Source organism: Butyricimonas synergistica DSM 23225 (genome assembly GCF_000379665.1).
Taxonomy (GTDB): domain Bacteria; phylum Bacteroidota; class Bacteroidia; order Bacteroidales; family Marinifilaceae; genus Butyricimonas; species Butyricimonas synergistica.
In genome coordinates this window covers 1-22,917 of the sequence record NZ_KB903374.1, presented here as the reverse complement: position 1 = coordinate 22,917, position 22,917 = coordinate 1, and the positions used below count along the sequence as shown (strand labels likewise).

Below are 22,917 nucleotides of genomic sequence, written 5' to 3'. Positions count from 1 at the left end.
ATATTTTATATATTTAACCTGTACTAAAAATAAACCTGCAAACATGAAAACTACAAATCTAAAAACAGCTATAACTTACGAAAGTAAGTTGATAAGAAGGAATTGGTTATTCTACCTTTTCATTTTTGGGGTAGCGTGTATATTAGGTACTCTTATCCCAGGTGTGTTTTTTATCCCAGGTATTGGGAGAATTTCGTGGGATGATGTTGTATTTGCATCTTCTATGCCTTTGCGTGGAATCTATTTTCTAAACCTATTTCAATCTCTCATTGTTGCATTCCTTGTTTGTGACATTCAAAGAAAACGGAAAAAAGCTGAAACCGGGGAAGTTCTCTCAGCACGACCAATCAGCAATGGTCAAACCCTTCTCGGAGAGGCTATAGGCATTCTTATCCCATTCCTCACGATAGATATTATTTTCATGACCATATCCATGATTATCAACATATTCATCCCGAATTCTCCAGTCAGTTTATGGATAAACCTTTTCTATTTTTTCACCTATACGATTCCCTCGCTAGTTTTCATCACCAGCCTATCTATGTTTGTCAACAAACTGGTTAAACACCCCATGTTTAGTTGGTTGATTCTAATGGCTTTTCTCTATCTCGAATACAATTACGCTGCAACAGCTTTTTACGGCATACTGGACTTCCAAGGACGCTTGCTTCCCAACTCTTTTTCCTCTATGGTGGGATTCGTAGACCTATCTAGTTTCCTACTCCACCGGGGTGTTTTCTTGCTACTAGGGATTAGTTTTCTCTACTTTAGCATTTTACTCGTGAAGAGGCTCCCCGGGATCGCCGGTCGGCAACGTTATTTAGCTGTTCCTGCCATGTTATTTTTAGCATTTTCCTTGTGCCTCAGTTTCATCTACATTGAAAAGTTCCAATCCCGCTTGGAAAATAGAATTACCTGCCGCAAAGCCTTTCTTAAATACACCAAAACTCCCAAAGCCCGCGTGATCGCACACGACATCACATATTGCCCCGAGGGGAATACATTCTCGGCAACAAGCCGAATGAAAGTACAAAACCAGAAAAAAAAGCAAATAGACCAGCTCTTGTTATTCCTTAACCCAGGGCTGAAAATTAACAAGATTGAATCCAACGGACAAAGCCTTCCCTTTCATAGAAACTACCTAGCCGTTGTCATCGAACGTTCCCTAGAACCAAATGAATATATCAAATTAGATATCGATTACGGGGGATACATTGATGAAGATATTTACCAGATAAATCTACCTGACGAGGATTTCTTTTCTCCAACCCCTGATTTATACCGCAAAGAGAATTATGGCAAGCACTCCGCTTTTGTATCAAGTAAATTCACCTTCCTTAGACCGGAAGTGATGTGGTACCCGACAACAGTTCCCTCGATAGCATGGCAAGCATCTGCAGAAATGAATTTCACGAGTTACACGCTCCATGTCAAAAAAACGGGCGAACTGACTATTTTATCCCAAGGAGTACCCACGACAGAAGGAGATTACATCACGTTTAACAATTTACAAAACTTGACGGGGCTAACCCTCTGTATCGGGGAATACGAGAAAAGAGCTCTCACAATCGACTCGCTTACCGTGGAACTTTATACTTACTCGGGAAATGATTGCTACATGAAATATTTCGACGAATGGGATCTCCTCAAAGAAGACAACCCAAACCGGGAGAAAGATTTAAAAAAAATGTTTTACCTGTGCAAAGATGAGATAGAGCAAGATAAACCCAATCCTTATCCTTTCAAATATTTCAAACTGATTGAGGTGCCTTCATCTTCTTATTTTTTACGTTCGACTTTATTTAACGACTGCATGCAACCGGAAATCGCACTTTTCCATGAACGATTATGCCGCATAGAAACCCGCAATCCTGCTGATTATGCAAATAATAACCATTACGACAAAAGTGTACAAGAATATCTTTTAACTGTCAATTTTCCCGGTTTATGGAATAACTATATGAGAATAAAACATATTTTCACCGATTACAATAGTTGCATCACGTCCGACACGTACCAAGGCATAGAACTAATATTCAAACGGATGATAAATCCGGATGTACATATAAGTTCCGATAATATCATGAGCCCCCAATTATTAAATCACATCGCAGAACGAGGATTAAAAGGAATCATCACGGAAGAATATAGCCGTGAACAAAACATCGCTATCCGTTCGAAAGTTTCCCATTTACTCGGGTATCTTACCACAATCACGCCCTGGGATGCCTTGAGCCAGTTTATGCAAGAATTTAATACACGTACTTATTTCCAAGAAGTTAACTTCGATTCATTTATCGAGAAATTCGAACAACGTTTCGGACAAGACATCAAGGCATACATGGACGAATGGTACACGACTCACGAAGTTCCCTTGTTATCAATAAAAGACGCATCCCGTAAAACCACGGAAGATACACAAATCATCGAGTTCAAAGTTGGTAATTTCAGCAAGACAGACGGTATCGTTTCAATCGTAGCAAGGAACTACCCCGGGAAAAGTGTAATCAGAAATCTCCAAAGTTACTTGATTAAAGCCGGGGAATGCAAACGAATCGTCGTTCATGAAGACATAAAACATCAGGTACAATTAACCACAAACTTTTCAGGACATTTCCCTGAAAACATTTTTTTCGAAGTCCAGCAATCTCCATTATCCGGTCCTATACCGAAGGAAGGCATCACGTTACTTGATAGAAATCAATTCTATTCCCCGGGGGAGATCATTGTAGACAACGAGGATGATAATTTCTCTTTAATCGATTCGGCAAACAATCGAAAACGATTGACCGATATCATCAAAAAAGAAGACGGACAGAAATATACTAACCGCTTGCAGGTCCTAAAAACTAACGCCTGGAGCTTGCCTATATTACAGGAACTCCATGGCAAGTATATTCGTAGTGCTTTCGTAAAAAAAGCCGGCACGGGACAATTCAAGGCTGAATGGAGAGCAAATCTCCCGGAAGCAGGGAAATACGAAATATTTGTCTATAGACCTCATCTTGTCGGATACGAAGGAGGAAAAACAGCAACCGATCACCCTGGAATGAAAAATTACTATACAGTTTATACCCCCAAGGGAAAAGAGGGAATCATCTTAGAAATCCCTGATAAAGAAGAGATTTGGATAGGATGCACCTCCACCTTACCGGAAGAAGAAGCCTGGGTATCATTAGGCACGTTTACCCTGCCGGCAGGAGAATCCCGAGTCGTGTTGGATGACCGGGGAGTGTCTACTATTACAGATAGACTATATGGAGAGTTAAATCAAATGGTGGTCGCCGACGCCGTTAAGTGGGTAAAGAAAAAATATTAATGGAAATTTATACAATAAAGAGTACCCTAAAAGTGTCTGACTTTTAGGGTACCTTTATTATGAACATTCTACAAATTCATTCCACCACGGAATCACCAAACAACTCATCTTTGAAATTAATCAAATACAATTTCTTACGGGCACGTGTGAATGCCGTGTATAGCCAACGCCAATATTCGTCGTCCGGCTTTTCTTCTCCCATCCATCCCGGATCGATGAAAACAGCATCCCATTGCCCGCCTTGTGCTTTATGGCAAGTTACAGCATAAGCGAATTTGATTTGCAAGGCATTGAAATACTCGTCTTCCTGAATCTTTTTGTACCGCTTTTGTTTGGAAGGAATATCCATATAATCCTCTTCCACTGCCGCAAACAATTTGCGATATTCGTCATAACTCAATGCCGGTTGTTCCGAGGTCAATGTATCGAGCATTACCCATGCTGAAATCTCCTCCTCGTACCCGTAAATACTCAGGCGGGCATTGACAAAATGGAATCCGTACAGGTCTTTATACTTACCTACTTTTTCAACGGTAGCGATGTCCCCGTTGGCAATAAAATCAATTTTGTCATACTCCGCTCCCCAAAAATAATTGTTTTTAACCACCATAATCTTGTCCCCGCTACCGAACGCCTCTTCCCGATAAAGTACCCGAGCCCGGATTCCCTCGTTAAAACGATTCGCCCGCTTGTTAGAACGACAGATCACCATCGTTTCGTCCATGCCGAACGTACTGTAACAATGGTCTATTTCTTCCAACAACTCGCCTCCCCCGACACGCACGATGTCCGGGAAGGGGGCAACTTTCAAAAGCAATTGGGCATAAGGAGCCGCCCCGATCATCTCCCGCACGAGCGTGGCATTGTATAGTATCCCGGATTGTTCGGATTGACGCATAATATCCGTGAGGCTCGCCTCGTAAACCTCCATCCCATAACTTGCTTGCAGGAAATCAGCTTCCAAAGCAGGACTGACATCTACTCCCACCGGGGGCAACTGTGCCGTGTCCCCGATCAACACCAAACGGTTGTTGCGCCCGTTATAAACAAACTCGAACAAATCGTCCAACAAAGAACCTGTCCCGAAATTAGAATCCTGGGAATTCATCGAGATCATAGATGCCTCGTCCACGAAAAACAGCACGTTGGCACCCGCGTTAAATCCCAAGTTAAAGACGCCAATTCCTTCCTGTGCATTCTTCTGACGATAAATCTTCTTGTGTATCGTGTATGCAGACTGCCCCGAATACCCGGAAAACACTTTTGCCGCACGCCCGGTCGGAGCCAATAGCACAACATGATATTCAAATTGTGCCAAAGTATTCACGATTGCCGCAACCAATGACGTCTTACCCGTCCCCGCATATCCCTTCAACAAGAACAAACTTTCGGGATTACGATCAAAAAAGAAAGCCGCAAAAAGTCTCATCGCTTCTTGTTGTGAAGGCGAAAACTCAAAACCAAACTTCTCTTTTACAACACGTTCAAAATGTTCATTTATCATGATTAAAATAAATAGCCAAAACTGTGGTATGATCTTTTTTTTTCTTATATTTGCCAACACTACAATCCACCGTGGATTGGTGCGGGGTGTCGTAAGAAACACCGTGTAAAGATATGAAAAAACAGCTTGAAAGTAATAGAACTAACTTGTTTAATATATAATAAATATACAGACAGAAAAGATGAAACCAGTTAAGATCATTATCCAAATCGTTTTAGCAATTGCGGCTATCTACCTGGGGTATTTGTGCTACGAGAGCGTGCAGAATCCCATTCAATTCCAAAAATTGAAGAAACAAAGATATGATAGGATTATCCAGAGATTAAAGGATATCAGAACTGCACAAGTGGCTTACAAAGACATTCACGGAGTATACACGAGTAGTTTTGATACTTTAATTAGTTTCGTGAAATACGATTCTTTAAAAACCGTTCGTTCTATCGGAGAACTTACCGACGACCAACTGGATCAAGGAATGACGGAACAAGAAGCTTTGAAAAAGGGATTAATCATCCGTGATACGATTCGCGTGTCTGCTTTGGAGCAACTTTTCGGAAAAGATTATCCGATCGATGAAATCCGGTATGTCCCGTTCACCAAAAGGAAACACGAATTCTTGATGGGAACAAATATGATTTGGACCGAATCGAATATTGAGGTACCCGTTTTTGAAGCTCGTGTTAATAACATGATTATTTTCGAAGATATGTTCGATGAATACGGTGATGCTATTCTCGAAGAAAACGGTGAAAGAAAACGGTTACAAAAATACCCAGGTCTGAAAGTGGGTAGCGTACAAGAGGCAAACAATAACGTGGGTAACTGGGAGTAAACTTCTGGTTTGTAAACGAGAAATACATGCAGAGTATTTATTTTGTTGACTCGAATTTCACTTACGAATTATCTACACAGTCGATATTATCCATCCGTTATGCAACGGATGGATTTTCATTTTGCGTGTACGATGCTCACGATAAATTAATGGTATTTGTGCATGAACCTTATGCCGCCGATTCCCGGGAAGCAGTTCTCGCCCGATTGAAAAATTATCTCGTGAACGATGTAATTTTAAATCTACGTTTCAAAAAAGTATATCTTATGCCTTGCTTTAGCGCGAAAACTCTCATCCCCGAGGCTCTTTTCGATAAAGCAAACGTAACGACCTTATACTCGTTAAATCAAGAGATTGCTCCCGACGATACACTCTTGTTCCATCCGATCGAAAGTATGGATGCCTACCTGGTTGAAACCATCAACTCTCCTTTCAACGATTTTATTCGGGAACATTTCCCGACCATCCGGATCGTGAATGAGGCATATCCTTTTATACAAGGGGCTTTATCCAAAGCATTGCATGACTCGGAACAGATATTCCTGAACATTCAGGACAGCTTTTTCGATGTACTGTTTATAAAAGACACAAGAGTACAATTATTCAACACGTTCAATTATAGGACAGCAACCGACACCGTGTATTTCTTGTTGAACTGTATAAAAGAATGCCAGATTCAAAAAGAGAAATTACACGTTTCTGTTTTTGGTCCGGCAACAAACGACGGTAAACTAAAAGAATTACTTTCAACATATTTGCCACATCCTTATTTCGCGAAAGAGCCGTTATTAAACGAAATATTGAATGACAAAGAGATGAATTCCTCTCATTTTATTCACTTGTTAAACCTTCATCGATGCGGATTATAAGCGGAACACATAAAGGCAAAGTGATTTGCCCGGACAAAAATTTTAAAGCACGCCCGACAACGGACTTTGCCAAAGAAAATTTGTTTAACGTGCTCAACAACTACATCGATATAGAGGGAGCTTCTGTCCTAGACTTATTCTCCGGCACCGGTAGTATAAGTTATGAATTTGCCTCACGAGGAGCGGAACGAATCGTATCTATCGAACAGAATTACAATCACTATTCTTTCATAAAAAAGACCGTGGCACAACTCGGTTTCAAAAGCATCACCGTGTTTAAAACCGATGTGTTCATCGCTTGCAAAAAACTGAAAGGCAAGTCGTTCAATATCATCTTTGCCGACCCGCCGTATGACTTGGATAAAATCATGGATATTCCGGCAGCTATTTTTGACAACGAGTTGTTAGCACCGGAGGGATTGGCTATCATCGAGCATCCCGGCACCGTGGATTTTTCTTCCGCACCTTTCTTCTCCGAACATCGCCAATATGGCAGTGTTAACTTTTCTATTTTCAGACAATAGAAAATGTAACATTGTTGTAATTAAAATGTATCTTTTTAGAAATCTTTTCAATCTACTTTAGTCACCGAAAACAAGAGGTTTTCAATTATTTATTAATGACTAAAATTTAGACAAATGAAAAAGATTTTAATGAGTGTGGTTTTGATCATTGCTTGCTTGAGCAGTTTCGGACAAGAAGAAAAAAAAAAATTTCAAATTACAGGAAAGCCTATCGTTACTGTTTTCGCGAATTATCATGCAGGATTAGGAAACGCAAACAAAGAATCCGGTTTCGCACTAGACCGTGCTTATCTTGGGTATCAATTCTCCCTCACCGAGAAATTAAGCGGTAAAGTAGTATTCGATATGGGTTCCACCAAAGTAGACGGTGCTGACCTTGAAAGAGTAGCTTACCTCAAGAATGCCATGTTAAGCTGGAAAACAGGAGATTTCACGCTGGACTTCGGGTTGATCGGATTGGAACAATTCAACGTGCAGGAAAAATTCTGGGGATACCGTTATATCATGAAATCATTCCAAGACGAATACAAATTCGGTTCCAGCGCAGACATGGGTATCTTGGGAAAATACAAATTTGCCAAATGGCTGTCTGCTGACATCACGATCAGTAACGGTGAGGGTTACAAAAAACTGAATGGCGACAACAAATACAGATACGCTCTCGGGACTACATTATTCCCGGTAGAAGGTCTGACCGTTCGTGCTTACTATGACATTGCCGGTAAAAATGGCGACGGCGATGGGATCGAGAGTCAACAGAGCTTAGCTTTCTTTGCTGGTTACAAACACAAATTATTCTCTCTTGGAGCCGAATACAACCAAATGTTCAACTCGAAATCCAAAAAAGACAAAGACCAAAACGGTTTCTCCATTTATTCCACGGTAAAATTAGCTGACAAGTTTGACATCTTCGGGAGATACGACAATCTAGCTTCTAAAGACGATTGGAGCAGCACAGACGGTCAAAGAATCTTGGCAGGTATCCAATATTCACCAATCAAACAATTGAAAATCGCCCCGAACTTCTCAACATGGAATCCCCGTGACGGTAAATCAAGCGCTTTCGTCTATTTAAACATCGAATTCAAGTTGTAACATGAATGTAACATTCGTGCAACATTCATGTAACAAGATTCATCTAAACTTGCATTGTAAAAATGAATCAATAGATGTTGAAATTAATACGATTAGAAAATGAAAAACTTATTTATTATTCTTCTTGCTATCGCGATTGCATCTTGCGGAAACTCCAAGAAAAACAAGGGTTCCGAGGATAAGAAAATGAACATCGCAGCTGCCGGGGCAACTTTCCCATTGCCATTCTACAACCTGGCATTCAAAACCTACCAGGAGAAAACCGGAAACACCGTGACCTACGGGGGTATCGGTAGCGGCGGCGGAATCAGAAGCTTGAAAGATAAAATTGTTGACTTCGGGGGATCGGATGCTTATCTTTCTGACGCCGAAATACAAGAAATGCCTTACGCCACGATACACATCCCGACTTGCATGGGAGCCGTGGTGCTGGCATATAACCTGCCGGAAGTGAAAGATTTGAAACTCTCGGGAGAGGTGATTGCCGATATTTATTTAGGCAAAATCACCAAATGGAATGATGCCAAGATCAAAGAATTGAATCCCGGCATAATCCTTCCGGACAAAGAGCTGACCCCAGTGTATCGTTCGGATGGTAGTGGTACGACATTCGTTTTCAGCGATTATCTAACCAAGGTCAGCAACGATTGGAAAGACAACATGGGTACCGGGAAATCACTGAAATGGCCCGTGGGACTTGCAGCAAAAGGCAACCCAGGTGTAACCGGAACCATTAGCCAAACTCCCGGCAGCATCGGTTACATCGGGTCGGAATACGCTTTCTCCCTGAATATCCCGATGGCACAAATGAAAAATAGCTCCGGCAACTTTATCACGCCAAACACGGAAAGCATTTCCGCGGCAGCCAAAGGTGACATCCCGGCAGACACACGTACCATGATTACTAATTCGTCCGCCCCGGATGCCTATCCGATTAGTTGCTTCACCTGGATTATCCTTTACAAAGAACAAGCGTATTCTAACAGAACTTTGGCTCAAGCACAAGCTACTGCCCAATTACTGGACTGGATGCTAAGTCCCGAAGCACAAGCGTTGACGACAAAAGTACATTACTCTCCACTTCCGAAATCCGCGGTGGACAACGCCAAAGCACTATTAAACTCTATAAGTTTCGAGGGCAAACAAGTCCTCAAGTAAATTAGGTGATTTACGATTTCATGATTAAGTGATTCTTGAATTTTCATTCTTGAAAATCACTTAATCGTAAATCATCAAATCACTCAATAAGTTATTTTATGCGTGATATTATTTTCAAACGGCTACTTTCCATTTGTTGCATCCTGATTTTATTGATCAGCGCCGGGATGATCTACTCCCTCGTGAGTGGCTCCCTGTCTGCTTTCGGTCATTACGGATTCTTCCAATTCATCGGTTCAACGGAATGGAACCCACATCCGGATAGAGAAACCTACGGAGCCCTTTCGTTCATTGTAGGGACATTATTAACCTCTTTTCTGGCGTTAATCTTCTGCATCCCGTTCTCCCTACCCGTTGCTCTTTTCACCGGGGAATTCTTCAGGGGTAAAAAGATAGCCTCCTTTATTAGTTCCATCATTGACTTGCTGGCAGGAATACCCTCCATCGTTTACGGCTTATGGGGCTTCTACACGTTCCGCCCGCTGATCATAGAAATGGGGGTAAACGCACAAGGATTCGGGATACTAACATCTTCCATCATCCTGGCAATCATGATTATACCTTATGCTTCTTCCCTCAGTGGCGAATTTATCTCAATGGTTCCCAACGAACTGAAAGAAGCAGCATACAGCTTAGGCGCAACCCGCTACGAAGTAATCAGAAGCGTTACTTTCCCCGCTGCAGGTTCCGGTGTATTTGCCAGTTATATTCTCGCCTTGGGACGAGCCTTGGGTGAAACGATGGCGGTAACCATGTTGATCGGAAACACGAACAACCTCCCCACGTCCCTTGCCGACACGGGCAACACGATGGCAAGTATTATCGCAAATCAATTCGGCGAGGCTGACGGCTTAAAATTAAGTTCGCTCATTGCCATCGGGTTACTTTTGTTCTTGATCACTGCAATCATAAACTTAGTCGCAAAACTCGTTATAAAGAAACTTAACTAATAAAAAAAATGAGCAGTTTAAAATATAGAACGATAAAAGACAAGACATTCTTCTACGTAACCTGTTTTCTCGCCTCATTGACCGTAGTACCGTTATTCGCAATTATATGGGAATTAATCAAAAAAGGCTACAAACAGATCAACTGGAACTTCTTCACGGAGAGTGCCCCGAGCACACTGGATGCCATGTTAGCACGCAACACGGGGGACATTATTCCCGGGGGTATAGCCAACGGGATCACAGGGACCTTACTTATGGTCGTGCTGGCAGCTATTATCGCAATACCGATCGGCATTTTGGTAGGCATCCATCTATCGGAACATCCGAAAACGAAGTTTTCCTACATCACCCGGTTTCTAACCGACTTGATACAAGGCAGCCCTTCTATCGTGATTGGTATTATCGCCTATGCCTGGATTGTCAAACCGATCGGAAGTTACTCCGCCCTGGCAGGAAGCGTAGCACTAAGTATTATGATGCTTCCCCTCATCGTTCGCTCGACAGAAGAAACATTAAAAATGTTACCAGGCAGCCTGAAAGAAGCCGGGCTTGCTCTCGGGGCTTCATATACCAGTGTCATACTCAAAGTATTGCTACCGGCAGCTTTCGGGGGATTGTTCACGGGCATACTACTCGCCATATCCCGCGTGATGGGAGAAACCGCCCCACTTATGCTTACCGCCCTGGGAAGTACCACAATCAACTGGGATATCGTAAAACCGACTAGCGCAGTTCCTCTATTAATCTGGGAATTCTACAACGACCCCAATTTGATAGATATGATTTGGAGTTCATCTCTCTTCCTACTGATTTTGATATTATCACTTAATATTATTGCAAAACAAATCGCGAAAAAATGGAGAATTCAATAAATTCAGTGATTCAATGATTGGCGATTCTGAGATTCAGTCAAAAAATCACATAATCATAAATCACATAATCACGTAATTAATATGGTTATCACAAATCCAATACTACAACTAAAAGACGTTTCCATATCATACACTCCCGGGAAGAATGCCGTGGAATCGGTTAGTGCTGACATAGCGGAGAAACAGATCACGGCAATCATGGGACCCTCCGGATGCGGGAAAAGCACTTTATTACGAGCTATCAACCGAATGCACGAGCTATACCCGGACATAAAAACGACCGGGGAGATCCTGCTGAACGGGAAGAATATATTAAAAACAAATCCCATGGAAGTACGCCGTATGGCGGGAATGGTATTCCAACGACCGAACCCCTTTCCTACCATGAGTATCTATGACAACGTGATTGCCGGGTATAAGCTGAACGGCATATCTCTACCCAAGCGGGAAAAAGACGAACTCGTGGAGCAAAGCTTGAAAAATGTGGGTTTATGGGATGAAGTAAAAGACTCTTTATTCAAAAAGGGAACTTTTCTTTCCGGGGGACAACAACAACGCTTGTGTATTGCTCGAGCTCTCTCGTTAAAACCTCAGGTACTCCTGATGGACGAACCGACTTCTGCACTTGACCCGATTGCCACGAATCGCATCGAAGAACTACTGCTTGACCTGAAGAAAGAATTCACAATCATGATCGTCACACACAATATGTCGCAAGCCGCACGTATTTCGGACTACTCCATGTTCATGTATCTCGGGAATCTCATCGAATATGACGAAACGCAGAAGATGTTCACCAACCCGAGCGACAAACGCACGGAAGAATATTTGACAGGACAGTTCGGATAATTTCGTGATTTATGATTTCAGATTAAGTGATTCCAACCGCACAAGGCTAATACTTTTAGTAATCATTGAATCACCAATCTCTGAATCTATAGTTTTTAACTTTTAGCTTATATCTTATATATCATGACTACAATCAGAGAAAAATACCTCGAAAAAATAAAAGAAGATTTTGAAGTGCTGTCCACGGTGGTTATCCAGCAGATGGAACTCGTGTACACCCTCACGGAAAGCAATAAAGACACGGAATTACATTCCTCGATAGAACAAAACGAAGTCATCATCGACAGTCTTGAAGTAAAAATTCGGGATGAAATCATCAATTCCATCGTACTTTACTGTCCACGTGCAAGCGATTGCCGAAAAATCATGTCCTATCATGATATGACAGCTTACCTGGAAAGAATCGGCGACTTGCTTCTTAACATTGCAGATTTCTTGCGGGAAGTAGATCCCAAAGGCAGTTTATACACGCTATTCCTGAAAATCATTCACGAACAACTGGAAATCGTGAAAAAAATGACACAAAATGCTATCTTTGCTTTCACGTGTGAAGACGAGAACCTGGCGAAAGAGATTATCCGAACAGATGATATCGTGGACAAGAATCACAAGGAAATCATTCACGGGATTCCTCTTCATTTCGTGGGTAAAACCGTCAAAGACCAAGATTTGTTGGACGCCCTGTCACTAAGCAGCATATCGTACAACATCGAACGGATCGGCGACAACGCCACAAATATAGCGGAGGCAGCAATCTATCTCATGGAAGGGAAGAACGCAAAACATATTCATAACAATTAAATTTGGAATTATGGACAAACAACGCATTTTAGTCGTCGACGACGAAGCAGATTTAAGAGAAATCCTGCAATTCAACCTCGAAAGCGAAGGCTATACAGTCGACACTGCCCCTTCCGCGGAGCAAGCCTTGAAAATGCTCTCCGAAGAATATGACCTCATATTACTGGACGTCATGATGGACGGGATGTCCGGTTTCAAGATGGCGGAGAAATTACGTAGAGATATGCAAAACTCCACCCCTATCATCTTCCTCACCGCCAAAGACACAGAAAACGATATGCTCACCGGTTTCAACATCGGCGGGGATGATTACATATCCAAACCCTTCTCGATAAAAGAAGTATCCGCACGGGTAAAAGCCGTGCTGAAAAGGACAGGCACCCCGGAAAGTAAGAAGATCATCATCGACGTGGGGGAAATGCACATAGACCAAAGTACCAAGTGCGTGTCCATCCGCAATAGTATTGTCCCTATCACTAAAAAAGAGTTCGAGATATTAAATATGCTGGCACAATCGCCCGGTAGAATCTATTCCCGCGAAGATATTCTCAACAAAGTATGGAATGACGACAGTTACGTGCTGGAACGTACTGTCGATGTCCACATTACCCGACTGAGAAAAAAACTCGGGGACCAGGGGAAACATATTGTCAATCGTTCCGGATATGGCTATTGCATAGAACTTTAAAAGTTAATACATAAATTATTTCCAATGAAATTATCCTATAAACAGAAGTTGTTTATCTACTTCTTCATTGTATTTGCAGCATTCACAATCGTGATTATCTTTTTCCAACAGAATCGGGAAAAAGAATACAAGACAGAAACTCTGCGCACCACGCTGGATGATTATTCCGACATTATAGCCCGCTATATTCATCAACACCACCTACTTGAAAAACACGAAACAGACTCGTTGAGCAGCGTGTTGACACTCATGCCCTCCAACTTGCGCCTGACTATTATTTACCACGACGGGAAAGTCCTATACGACAACAACCTCGACACGGGAAAAAAAATTGAAAATCATCTGCAACGCCCAGAAATACAAACCGCCTCTATCCAAAAAACAGGAACCGCCATACGTCTCTCGCAAAGCACGGGAATTGAATATTATTACTATGCCAAAGACTACGTCAATTATTATATCCGGGTCGCACTTCCCTACGATATTGAAGTACAAAACTTTCTGAAAACAGACAATATGTTCTTGTATTTCATCACACTATTATTCTTTATCACATTGCTCTCGTTGATTTATATTTCCGATCGGTTCGGGAAAGCCATCTCCGGCTTGAAAGACTTTATCATTGCCGCGGAGAACCATAATATCAACTACAAGAATATCCGTTTCCCCCACTCGGAACTAGGCGAAATCGGAGAAAAAATCATCCATAGCTATCGCTTGCTGGAAGAAAGTAACAAACAAATCAACGTGGAACAAGAAAAATTGCTCCGCCACTTCCATTACTCCGACGAAGGTATCGCAATTTTTTCAGCCAACGGGGAAAAGATCTACGCGAACACGCATTTTATTCAATATCTAAATACGATTTTGGATGAACCTACTTTCAAGGTGGAAGGTTTTCTCGGTCAACCTGATTTCAAGGAGGTAAACACCTTTCTACAAAAGAATACGCCGGTCAACCCCAACACAACAAATATTCCGGTTTACCAGAACAAGATCAGTAAAGCCGGCAAACATTTTGCCATTAAAGTATTGATATTTACGGATAATAGTTTCGAGATCACGTTGAACAATATCTCTGACAACGAGAAAAACCGTTTATTGAAACAAGAGATGACCAACAATATCGCTCACGAGTTGAAAACTCCCGTGAGCAGTATCCGCGGTTATATCGAAACCTTACTGGAACAGCAAAATATAGCCCCCGATAAACAACGTTTCTTCTTGGAACGGACCTATTCACAAGTCGTGAGGTTATCCGACCTGATCCGTGACATTGCTTTAATCACCAAAACGGAAGAAGCATCGGAAATGTTTGAAAAAGAACAAATTAACATTCACAGCACACTACAAGAGGTAATCACAGATTTGCACGAACCAATCGTATCCCACGAGATCACGGTAAAAAACGGAGTCGACCCAAAAATCTCCATCGAGGGAAACAAAACCTTGATATACGCCATATTCCGTAATCTGATAGAAAACTCGATCAACTACGCCGGGGAAAATATCATGATCGGGATCAGTAATTACACGGAGGATAACGAGTTCTATTATTTCTCTTATTACGATACCGGACGAGGCATCGACGAAAACCACCTAAACCGTATCTTCGAACGCTTCTACCGGGTATGCGAGGGACGTAGCCGCCAATCTGGAGGCTCCGGGCTAGGTCTTTCCATCGTGAAAAATGCTGTACTTTTCCATAAAGGCGATATTTCTGCCAAAAACAGGAAAGACGGGGGATTGGAATTTCTATTCTCGTTGAAGAAAACTCTTTTCTAAAACACGGAACTCCCACTTCCTTTTAAAATAAACATAGAGGTTGCCCTTCAGGTGATCTCTACGTTTATTATCGGCAATAGGCTTTTTTGAAATATTTTAATACTATTCGACGCAACCATTTCAATAATTATTCATCTATCACATAGATGCTTAAAACAACTAGTAATAAGAAAGGGAAAAAATGAAAAGCAAGAACACATTCACGCTAATTATTTTTTTGATCATAACTACACTTGCGTTTTCCTCTTGCAACGACGACGGGTATAGCCTTGACAAATTTTGGTTAGAGTTCGGAACCATCGAAAAAACAGGCGATAATGAATATCAAATCGTACTGGATAAAGGACCGGTTCTATTCCCATCCGTGTCAAACGTTCCCGCACGCACGCTAGAAAACAACACACGTGTATTTGCTGACTTCACGATTCTACAAGATGCCACCCCGGGATCTGCCGTAGATCATTACGTGAAGGTAAACGGTTTGCAAGAATTACTGACAAAACCAATCGTTCCGTACAAGGAATCCATCAGCGACAGCCTGGGTATGGATCCAATCGAATTACCCGAATACTGGATCGCTAACGACTTTATCACATTCCGTTTTTTCTATGGCGGGGGAAGTACAATTACCCATATGGTAAACCTCACCAAACATGAAGGAGAAACCGCAGACGGAAAAGTATTATTGGAATTCCGCCATAACGCTTACAACGATCCGGAAAACACCAGTAGAAACGGTTACGTGAGTTTCCCACTAAAAGAAACCTTTGGCGAAGTAAAAGACTCCGTAGAATTGCAAATACGTTACAAAGCATTCGATCAAACAGACAAAACAATTGACATTACTTATCGTCCTCGTAAATAGGTCTCTTCGTGACGGTAAGATGTAACGGGAGAAGTTCGTTCTGAACTCTCCCGTACTTTTTTTTCTCGTAAAAGCACATTTTTTTAAAGATTTTTCCTCGAAATGTTTGGAAGTTCAGCAAAACTACCTATCTTTGTACCCGCTTAAGACAAGCAAATGTTCTTTGAACAAAGGGGAGATACCAAAGTGGCCAACTGGGGCTGACTGTAACTCAGCTGACATCGTCTTCGTAGGTTCGAATCCTGCTCTCCCCACATACTGCGGAAATAGCTCAGTCGATAGAGCACTAGCCTTCCAAGCTGGGGGTCGCGGGTTTGAGTCCCGTTTTCCGCTCTCTGAATAAAGCACTTACGAAAGTAGGTGCTTTATTGTTTTAGGCGGTTTTCATGAGATTTGGAGCATTTATTTAAACCAACACTTAATAATCTGTTATTTCTAGCGTTTTTGTTTTGTCTTCAACAATCACTATATTTGCAGAAAGAGAATGACTACATGAACCTGATTGAATTAAATATGGATAAAATCATTGCCTTGTGCAAGAAGTACAAGGTTAGTAAATTATTCGTGTTTGGTTCTATCCTCACGAATCGTTTTAATAAAGAAAGCGATGTCGATTTTATAGTTAATTTCGACAAAGCACAAGTAACAGATTATTTTAGTAATTTCTTTGACTTGAAATACGCTTTAGAAGATATTTTGGGCAGAGAAGTTGATTTACTGGAAGAACACGCTATTCGTAATCATTACTTGAAAGAAACTATCGAGCAAACCAAAGCATTAATATATGGATAACTTTACCAAGAAACACTTGCAAGATATACTTAATGCGATTGATGACATTGAAACATTTTTCGAGGGACAACCAAAATTGTTTGAAGAATTTTGTCGAGATATACGTTTACAAAGAGCGATTGAGAGGTGCATTGAAATTATCGGTGAGGCGATGAACAGGATATTAAAAGAGAACAAGGATATAGCCATCACTAACGCTCGTAAGATCGTGGACGCTCGTAATTATATCATACACGGTTATGATAGTCTTTCGTTTGATATTCTTTGGAGTATTGTTGTCAATCACCTCCCCCGTTTGAAAAATGAAGTGGAAAAATTACTACAAGAATAATATTAAGCGGTAAATCCATTTGGTGGAAAAATATAAAATTTTGATCTCTATATACTATTTATAAATTTTCCACCAACAAATAAAAAAGCCAGCACCCTAAGGACATATGAGGTTCTGGCTTTAATCATTTAGTTGTGCTGTCTTTTCTTGAGAAGCTTAGGTTTGGACTTTCCAAAAATATCTGGATATAACATTTTTAATCTCTCCATGTTTACATACCTGAATAAATCCATTTCATGGAAAATTCGATAATGTTCTACACCAAACCATTCTGAATTGGAGGTTTTCCTTTCTCACGTAACTTCATAGGAATAAATTTTTCTAACAAACAAAAGAGTATCTAGTTCAGGAAAGAACATCAGACCAATCATTTACATGTACAAAGATACTTATTGAATAGGATAGTACCAAGTAAATATATCAGAATATCAAACATTTATATCTATGATAACATGTTGATTTGACACTCTATTTCCAACTTTACCACACAAGGAAATTACACGCACGAATATCTCTAGTTACAGAAACATTCTAACTCGTGATTATTTTTCATTCTAAAATAGAGATATACCTCTCTAAAGATGCTTTTTCAGCTTCAGCAACCAACAAGTAGAAATCATCATGTTGTTGTTCCGTGTGAGAAGATTCCAAAGCTTTATAATAACGTAACTTCATATCATTATCACTTTTCAGGGTAACAATGGTATAACCTTTTTGCAACAGGTAGAGGTTCATCAGAAGTCGAGAAGTACGCCCGTTGCCATCTATAAACGGATGTATCCTCACCAGTTCATCATGCAAATAGGCGGCGATAATAACTGGATGAACATTTTCTTTTTCCATACTTTGAAATGTCAGCATGAAATCTTCCATTAGCTTCTCCAACAAATAAGGCTGAGGCGGTACATGAGTGCTACCCGAGATCATTACAGGTACGGTTCTATAACTTCCAGCATTCTCCCTATCTATACCGTGTAACACAAGTGCATGAATCTCCTTGATAGTTCTTTGACTTATTTCAATATCCTGTTTAGCAACCTCCTTTATATAGTCAATAGCTTCTGCATGATTGATTGCCTCCAAGTGTTCACGCATGGATTTACCAGAAATAGTGATTCCCTCGTTGACAACAAGTGCCGTTTCCTGCAGGGTAAGCGTGTTCCCTTCTATACGGTTACTCTCGTAAGTGTACTCGATATCCAAAGCATCCTGAATTTTCTTTAATGCCTCCACTGGCAAAGGACGCAAAGAAGATAACCGCATTTTCAATGAATCCACTTCTCTTAATAAATCAACCAACTTACTATTCATGTTGCCATATTTTAGTTGATTACAAAGGTAAGAAATTATCATTGTTTATATCTAGTGGAAAAATACAAAATTCTAATCGGTATATACATTTTACAAATTTTCCACTAACCCTTACTTCATTGATAAACACCAAAGCCTACAAGAATTGGCTTAAAGCTAGAGAATGAATAAAACAAGTAAAAGTGATAATGAACATTATAAATCAAGGTTGGTGGAGAATTTGTGAATTGTATATATAAACTGAAAATTTAAATATTTCCACCACTATTAGAATGATTGTATCGTGCCAGTGTTCAGCAAGGATAACGAAATGACTATATCCCATCCAGCATTTATTGAAACAGTTCATAAGGTGGCGAGTGAATTGTTTAGAGGGGAAAGCATAGATGAACCTGATATAATGGTTAGCCATGTTATAAAAGGTAGGATTCCAGAAGCCATACATAAACCAGTGGCAGAATTACTGGAAACAGATAAAACTATCTATTATGAAAGAATGGATTTGCGTTTGAGATTCCAACTATTTATGAATCTATAAACGGCAACAGGGTCAATCTATGCATTACGGGAGTGAGAGCGTATAACAGGGAAAACCTCTATTCAAAGAAAACTTCTGAAAGGTTCAGTGTTGCCATTGGATTCCAGAATAAAGTATGTTGTAATCTGTGTACTTTCACGGATAGTTTCCAGACTGATTTAAGAGCGATGAGTTACCATGATCTATTTAGAGGTGTGATGAAGTTATTTAACCAGTATGATGCAGACAAGCATTTAAGGTTGATGAAGAGTTTTACAGGTTCTTACCTCACGGAACATCAATTCACACAATTCTTGGGTAAAAGTAGGTCGTATCAATGTTTACCAGCAAGAGATAAGAAGCATTTTCCTTACATGGAGTTGACGGATAACCAGATTAACATGGTGGCAAAAGCTTATGACAACGATGACAATTTCAAGAGGGAGCATGAAGAGAATGGAATTAATCTATGAAAATTCTATAATATGCTTACAGGAGCCAATAAAAGTAGTTACATTGATAATTTCCTTGATAGATCATTAACCGCCACGCAATTAACGGAAGGGATAGATAAGGCGTTACATGGTGATAACACCTATAAATGGTTTATAAATGAAAACCGTTGGAAATAAATTCTTTTTATTCCATTGATTAACCTAATTTTGCCATTACAATCAGTCCTAACGTTTGTTGGATGCTGAAATTTATTTACATTTGTAGCGTCATGTGAAAAATCATTTTCTCATGGCAGACATATTGAATTAATGGAAGCGTTTTTGTTTCATCCTGCGTAAGAAAATCGCCAATTTTTTAACAGAAAGGATAAACAAGTACAAACTTCATGCTGACCATATATATACTACAATATACATGGTTAAGCGTGGGCTGATTGTTTATTTTCTGTTGGGTGTTTGGCGATACCTCTTACGTGATAAACAATTTAGATCCCACGCTTTTTTATACTTATAAAATCAACCTTTCTGGGAATCTTCAAGGTCACATTAGATTGCAATATTATGCACTTGTTGAAGAATGTTTTAATCATTATTGTTTGTGTTACAAATTCACAATTTCTTCACGCGCAAACAGAAATGTCAGCTCTATCTGATTACGTGAATATTTACAAGAAGTATCTACATAGGGATGAAGGGAGCGGTACTTGTGTTATGTACCCTTCTTGTTCCCAATATGGATTAATTGTTTTTGAAGATTGTTATTTTCCCAAAGCGATGATGTATATGGCAGATCGCCTCATTAGATGTGGGCATGATTTCAATTGTTATGATTTGACTTTAAATAAAGGACAATTACTTCTACTTGATTTTCCCCCGTATGCAGAAATTCCTAGAACTTACATTCACAATAACAAACAATATTACTCTTATACAGACTGGGATGCGAAACCTGATAGCACATTATTATTCATTAATCATCTGATAAATAAACAAATGTACCGAGAAGCTTTAATTGAAATCGAAAAAACACAATTTCAAAAGCGATTATTAACGACACAATTATTCACAAACAAATTAATTTGCTATAAAGGTTTGGGGCAAATAGAAAATGCCATATTCGATTACGAGGTCCATTTCCCCGAATCCATAAAAAACTCTCCAAGAATAAAATTTGAAATGTTAGATATTCTCTTGACGGTAGAGAATTACGATATGGCACACAAACTTCTTTCTGAAATCTCTGATAACAATATTCATCCGATAATATCCCAAAAATATGCTTGGCAAGGAATTTTTAGTGCATATCAAGAAAATTGGGATGAAGCGAATAAATATTTCAATTTATTGGCTAGTTCTGATACAAAACTCAAGAGAGATAAAGAGAATTTTCAACTTATTCAAGAAGCGGCTACTTTAAAAAAGAAAAAGCCTTGGGTCGCTTCGTCATTATCATTAATTCCTGGTCTTGGATATATTTACACCCAACGCCCCAAAAGTGCACTAACCTCTTTCGTTATGAATTCATTACTTGGATATGCCGTGTTTACAAGTATCAAACAAAAAAATTATGGAACAGCAACTTTACTGGGTGTTTTCAACCTAAGTTTCTATATCGGTAATATATTTGGCTCCGGCAGAAGTGCCTCAAGCTACAATCAACATAAACTACAAAAAATACAATCAACCCTGTATCAGAATAATAAATCCATCAACTAAATTTTTGAACCATGAGAACATTATTGAGTAAATCATTCGTTGTCAAGCCAATTATCGCAATCATGATATTGGCTTTCACAAATCTTTCTTTTACCCTCGCGGATAACGAAGTTATCTTGAAAGCAGGGACATTGATCCCTTTAGAAGTTCTAAGTGAAATTAACACAAAAAATATCACGACAGGACAAATCATAGATTTCAAAGTAACAAAAGAGATCTGTGTTGATAAAAATGTTGTTATTCCTTTTGGCGCCATCGCTAAAGGGCAGGTTTCAAGATTCGAGAAACGTAAAGGCGTAGGTAAAGGCGCTTCCATACAAATCCAACTTAAAAGTGTAACAGCCAAGGATGGAACGGATGTTATGTTAACGGGTGGCAATATGTCTGAAGAAGGTGAAAACAACCTAGTCCTTTCAATTGTACTTGCCGTATTTGTTTGTCCTCTATTTTTATTATTAAAAGGCAAACAGGCAGTAATTCCCGCTGGAACATCTATTTCTGCAACCGTGGCAACAGATACTTATATTAAATTGTAATGCAAAAGGGTTGATTATTATTTTAAAATGTCTGTTCATGATCATGTTTTATTAATATGATTTTACGTTGATTCATCGTGCGTATGTCAACTTGGGTGCGAGGGGATGATAGACTTCGGTTTGTCATCCCTTTTTATGTATAAATAAAAAAGCCAGCACTTGTGAGGTACTGGCTTATTTGTGCTGTCTTTTCTTGACAAGCTTCGGTTTGGGACTTCCCAAAATATCAGGATATAACATTTTTAACCTCTCTATGTTTACATACCTGAATAAATCCATTCATGAAAAACACGGTAATGTTCCACACCAAACCATTCTGAATCGGTGGTTTTTCCTTTCTCACGTAAATTCATAAGAATAAATTTTTCTAACAAACAAAAGAATATCTAGTTCAGGAAAGAACACCAGAGCAATCATTTACACGTACAAAGGTTCTTGTTGAACAGGATAGTACAAAGTAAATATATCAGAATATCAAATATTTATATATGTAATAATGTATTGATTCATTGTCATGTTGACAACTTGGAAGATTAGGTATTATATGCCAACTCAGAAGAAAAGTCACCATGTTTAGATTTCAAGATTCAGAAAAACATATTGCTTAAAAAAACTATCACAAATAAGGGGATTTATATATATTTATATCATCAAACAGACTTCATAAACATATAGAACATGAATAACTTAAACAAAGATATATTATTAGGAACTGCCATAGGTGATGCTTTGGGATTGCCAATTCAATTTTTAGCTAGAGAAGTTGTAGCAAAAAATCCAATCACGACAATGGAAGGACTCGATCAGTTTAATGTACCAGCAGGTACATGGTCTGACAATACTTCTTTATCCTTTTGTCTGGCAGAATCCCTCTGTAATGGTTATGACCTAAATGATATTATCAACAAGTTCACGAAATGGATGTATGAAGACTATTGGACACCAGCTAACGAAACATTTGATATAAACTATATAAATTATTTTACCATTGTAAATTTAAGGAATAACGGATCTCCACATATAGCAGGGATAAATAATAAACGAGGTAACAGTGACGGATCACTCATGAGGATTCTTCCACTAGTACCTTATATCCTTAACATGGAGGAAGAAAAGAAATTTAGGATAATAAAAGAAATTTCCTCGTT

20 protein-coding genes, 2 tRNA genes and 1 pseudogene are annotated in these 22,917 nt (G+C 39.7%); 21 read left to right on the top strand and 2 right to left on the bottom strand.

What is annotated here, in order from left to right:
- The first annotated feature begins 571 nt into the window (after positions 1-571).
- Positions 572-3,319, top strand: coding sequence for a carbohydrate-binding protein (locus A3CY_RS0119400; RefSeq protein ID WP_240388194.1), 2,748 nt, complete (start codon positions 572-574; stop codon positions 3,317-3,319).
- 76 nt (positions 3,320-3,395) lie between these two features.
- Here A3CY_RS0119400 and A3CY_RS0119395 read toward each other — a convergent pair whose 3' ends face one another.
- Complete coding sequence (locus A3CY_RS0119395; RefSeq protein ID WP_018339615.1) at positions 3,396-4,823, bottom strand: ATP-dependent DNA helicase; 1,428 nt, start codon at positions 4,821-4,823, stop codon at positions 3,396-3,398.
- Between the two features lie 181 nt (positions 4,824-5,004).
- On the opposite strand from A3CY_RS0119395, the gene A3CY_RS0119390 reads away from it, so the two are divergent.
- The 16 genes from A3CY_RS0119390 (at position 5,005) to A3CY_RS0119315 (ending at position 17,234) form a co-directional block, all read left to right on the top strand.
- On the top strand, positions 5,005-5,655 hold the full coding sequence (locus A3CY_RS0119390) for a hypothetical protein (RefSeq protein ID WP_018339614.1): 651 nt from the start codon (positions 5,005-5,007) through the stop codon (positions 5,653-5,655).
- A gap of 26 nt (positions 5,656-5,681) precedes the next feature.
- Positions 5,682-6,524 (top strand): DUF3822 family protein, encoded by an 843-nt coding sequence (locus tag A3CY_RS0119385; protein WP_018339613.1) that lies wholly within the window; start codon positions 5,682-5,684, stop codon positions 6,522-6,524.
- Positions 6,512-7,048 carry an RsmD family RNA methyltransferase gene (locus A3CY_RS0119380; protein ID WP_018339612.1) on the top strand — a complete coding sequence of 179 codons (537 nt, stop codon included), beginning with the start codon at positions 6,512-6,514 and terminating at the stop codon, positions 7,046-7,048. Before A3CY_RS0119385 ends, A3CY_RS0119380 begins: the two co-directional genes overlap by 13 nt.
- A 114-nt stretch (positions 7,049-7,162) precedes the next feature.
- The gene (locus A3CY_RS0119375) at positions 7,163-8,143 is read left to right on the top strand and encodes a hypothetical protein (RefSeq protein WP_026207894.1); all 981 of its coding nucleotides are present in this window, start codon (positions 7,163-7,165) and stop codon (positions 8,141-8,143) included.
- 99 nt (positions 8,144-8,242) lie between these two features.
- Positions 8,243-9,301: a phosphate ABC transporter substrate-binding protein PstS gene (gene pstS, locus A3CY_RS0119370; RefSeq protein WP_018339610.1), complete on the top strand. Its 1,059-nt coding sequence runs from the start codon at positions 8,243-8,245 to the stop codon at positions 9,299-9,301.
- Between the two features lie 98 nt (positions 9,302-9,399).
- Positions 9,400-10,251 carry a phosphate ABC transporter permease subunit PstC gene (pstC, locus tag A3CY_RS0119365; RefSeq protein ID WP_018339609.1) on the top strand — a complete coding sequence of 284 codons (852 nt, stop codon included), beginning with the start codon at positions 9,400-9,402 and terminating at the stop codon, positions 10,249-10,251.
- Positions 10,252-10,259: 8 nt separating this feature from the next.
- Positions 10,260-11,123 carry a phosphate ABC transporter permease PstA gene (gene pstA, locus A3CY_RS0119360; protein WP_018339608.1) on the top strand — a complete coding sequence of 288 codons (864 nt, stop codon included), beginning with the start codon at positions 10,260-10,262 and terminating at the stop codon, positions 11,121-11,123.
- Positions 11,124-11,204: 81 nt separating this feature from the next.
- The gene (gene pstB / locus A3CY_RS0119355; RefSeq protein ID WP_018339607.1) at positions 11,205-11,972 is read left to right on the top strand and encodes a phosphate ABC transporter ATP-binding protein PstB; all 768 of its coding nucleotides are present in this window, start codon (positions 11,205-11,207) and stop codon (positions 11,970-11,972) included.
- A gap of 123 nt (positions 11,973-12,095) precedes the next feature.
- Positions 12,096-12,773 (top strand): phosphate signaling complex PhoU family protein, encoded by a 678-nt coding sequence (locus A3CY_RS0119350; RefSeq protein WP_018339606.1) that lies wholly within the window; start codon positions 12,096-12,098, stop codon positions 12,771-12,773.
- 10 nt (positions 12,774-12,783) lie between these two features.
- A complete protein-coding gene (locus A3CY_RS0119345; RefSeq protein WP_018339605.1) occupies positions 12,784-13,461 on the top strand; it encodes a response regulator transcription factor in 678 nt (225 codons plus the stop codon).
- A 24-nt stretch (positions 13,462-13,485) separates the two neighbouring features.
- Positions 13,486-15,246, top strand: coding sequence for a sensor histidine kinase (locus A3CY_RS0119340; protein ID WP_018339604.1), 1,761 nt, complete (start codon positions 13,486-13,488; stop codon positions 15,244-15,246).
- 181 nt (positions 15,247-15,427) lie between these two features.
- On the top strand, positions 15,428-16,111 hold the full coding sequence (locus A3CY_RS0119335; protein WP_018339603.1) for a NigD1/NigD2 family lipoprotein: 684 nt from the start codon (positions 15,428-15,430) through the stop codon (positions 16,109-16,111).
- A gap of 172 nt (positions 16,112-16,283) precedes the next feature.
- Positions 16,284-16,365: transfer RNA gene (locus A3CY_RS0119330), tRNA-Tyr, on the top strand.
- Between the two features lie 6 nt (positions 16,366-16,371).
- A tRNA-Gly gene (locus tag A3CY_RS0119325) sits at positions 16,372-16,444 on the top strand.
- Between the two features lie 159 nt (positions 16,445-16,603).
- The gene (locus tag A3CY_RS0119320) at positions 16,604-16,903 is read left to right on the top strand and encodes a nucleotidyltransferase family protein (RefSeq protein WP_013613501.1); all 300 of its coding nucleotides are present in this window, start codon (positions 16,604-16,606) and stop codon (positions 16,901-16,903) included.
- Positions 16,896-17,234, top strand: coding sequence for a HepT-like ribonuclease domain-containing protein (locus A3CY_RS0119315; protein WP_018339602.1), 339 nt, complete (start codon positions 16,896-16,898; stop codon positions 17,232-17,234). The genes A3CY_RS0119320 and A3CY_RS0119315 overlap by 8 nt, the downstream gene beginning before the upstream one ends.
- A gap of 549 nt (positions 17,235-17,783) precedes the next feature.
- On the opposite strand, the gene A3CY_RS0119310 is transcribed toward A3CY_RS0119315, so the two are convergent.
- Positions 17,784-18,545 carry a Fic family protein gene (locus A3CY_RS0119310; RefSeq protein ID WP_018339601.1) on the bottom strand — a complete coding sequence of 254 codons (762 nt, stop codon included), beginning with the start codon at positions 18,543-18,545 and terminating at the stop codon, positions 17,784-17,786.
- 274 nt (positions 18,546-18,819) lie between these two features.
- Here A3CY_RS0119310 and A3CY_RS21710 point away from each other — a divergent pair.
- The 4 genes and pseudogenes from A3CY_RS21710 to A3CY_RS0119285 all read left to right on the top strand — a co-directional run.
- Positions 18,820-19,694 (top strand): annotated as a pseudogene (locus A3CY_RS21710) (DUF3871 family protein); the annotation flags it as partial.
- A 384-nt stretch (positions 19,695-20,078) separates the two neighbouring features.
- Positions 20,079-21,233, top strand: a complete 1,155-nt coding sequence (yidD, locus tag A3CY_RS0119300) for a membrane protein insertion efficiency factor YidD (RefSeq protein ID WP_018339600.1) — start codon at positions 20,079-20,081, stop codon at positions 21,231-21,233.
- Positions 21,234-21,244: 11 nt separating this feature from the next.
- Complete coding sequence (locus tag A3CY_RS0119295) at positions 21,245-21,769, top strand: hypothetical protein (RefSeq protein WP_018339599.1); 525 nt, start codon at positions 21,245-21,247, stop codon at positions 21,767-21,769.
- A 678-nt stretch (positions 21,770-22,447) separates the two neighbouring features.
- Positions 22,448-22,917, top strand: a 470-nt coding sequence (locus A3CY_RS0119285; RefSeq protein WP_018339597.1) for an ADP-ribosylglycohydrolase family protein, incomplete at its 3' end; no start/stop codon positions are given.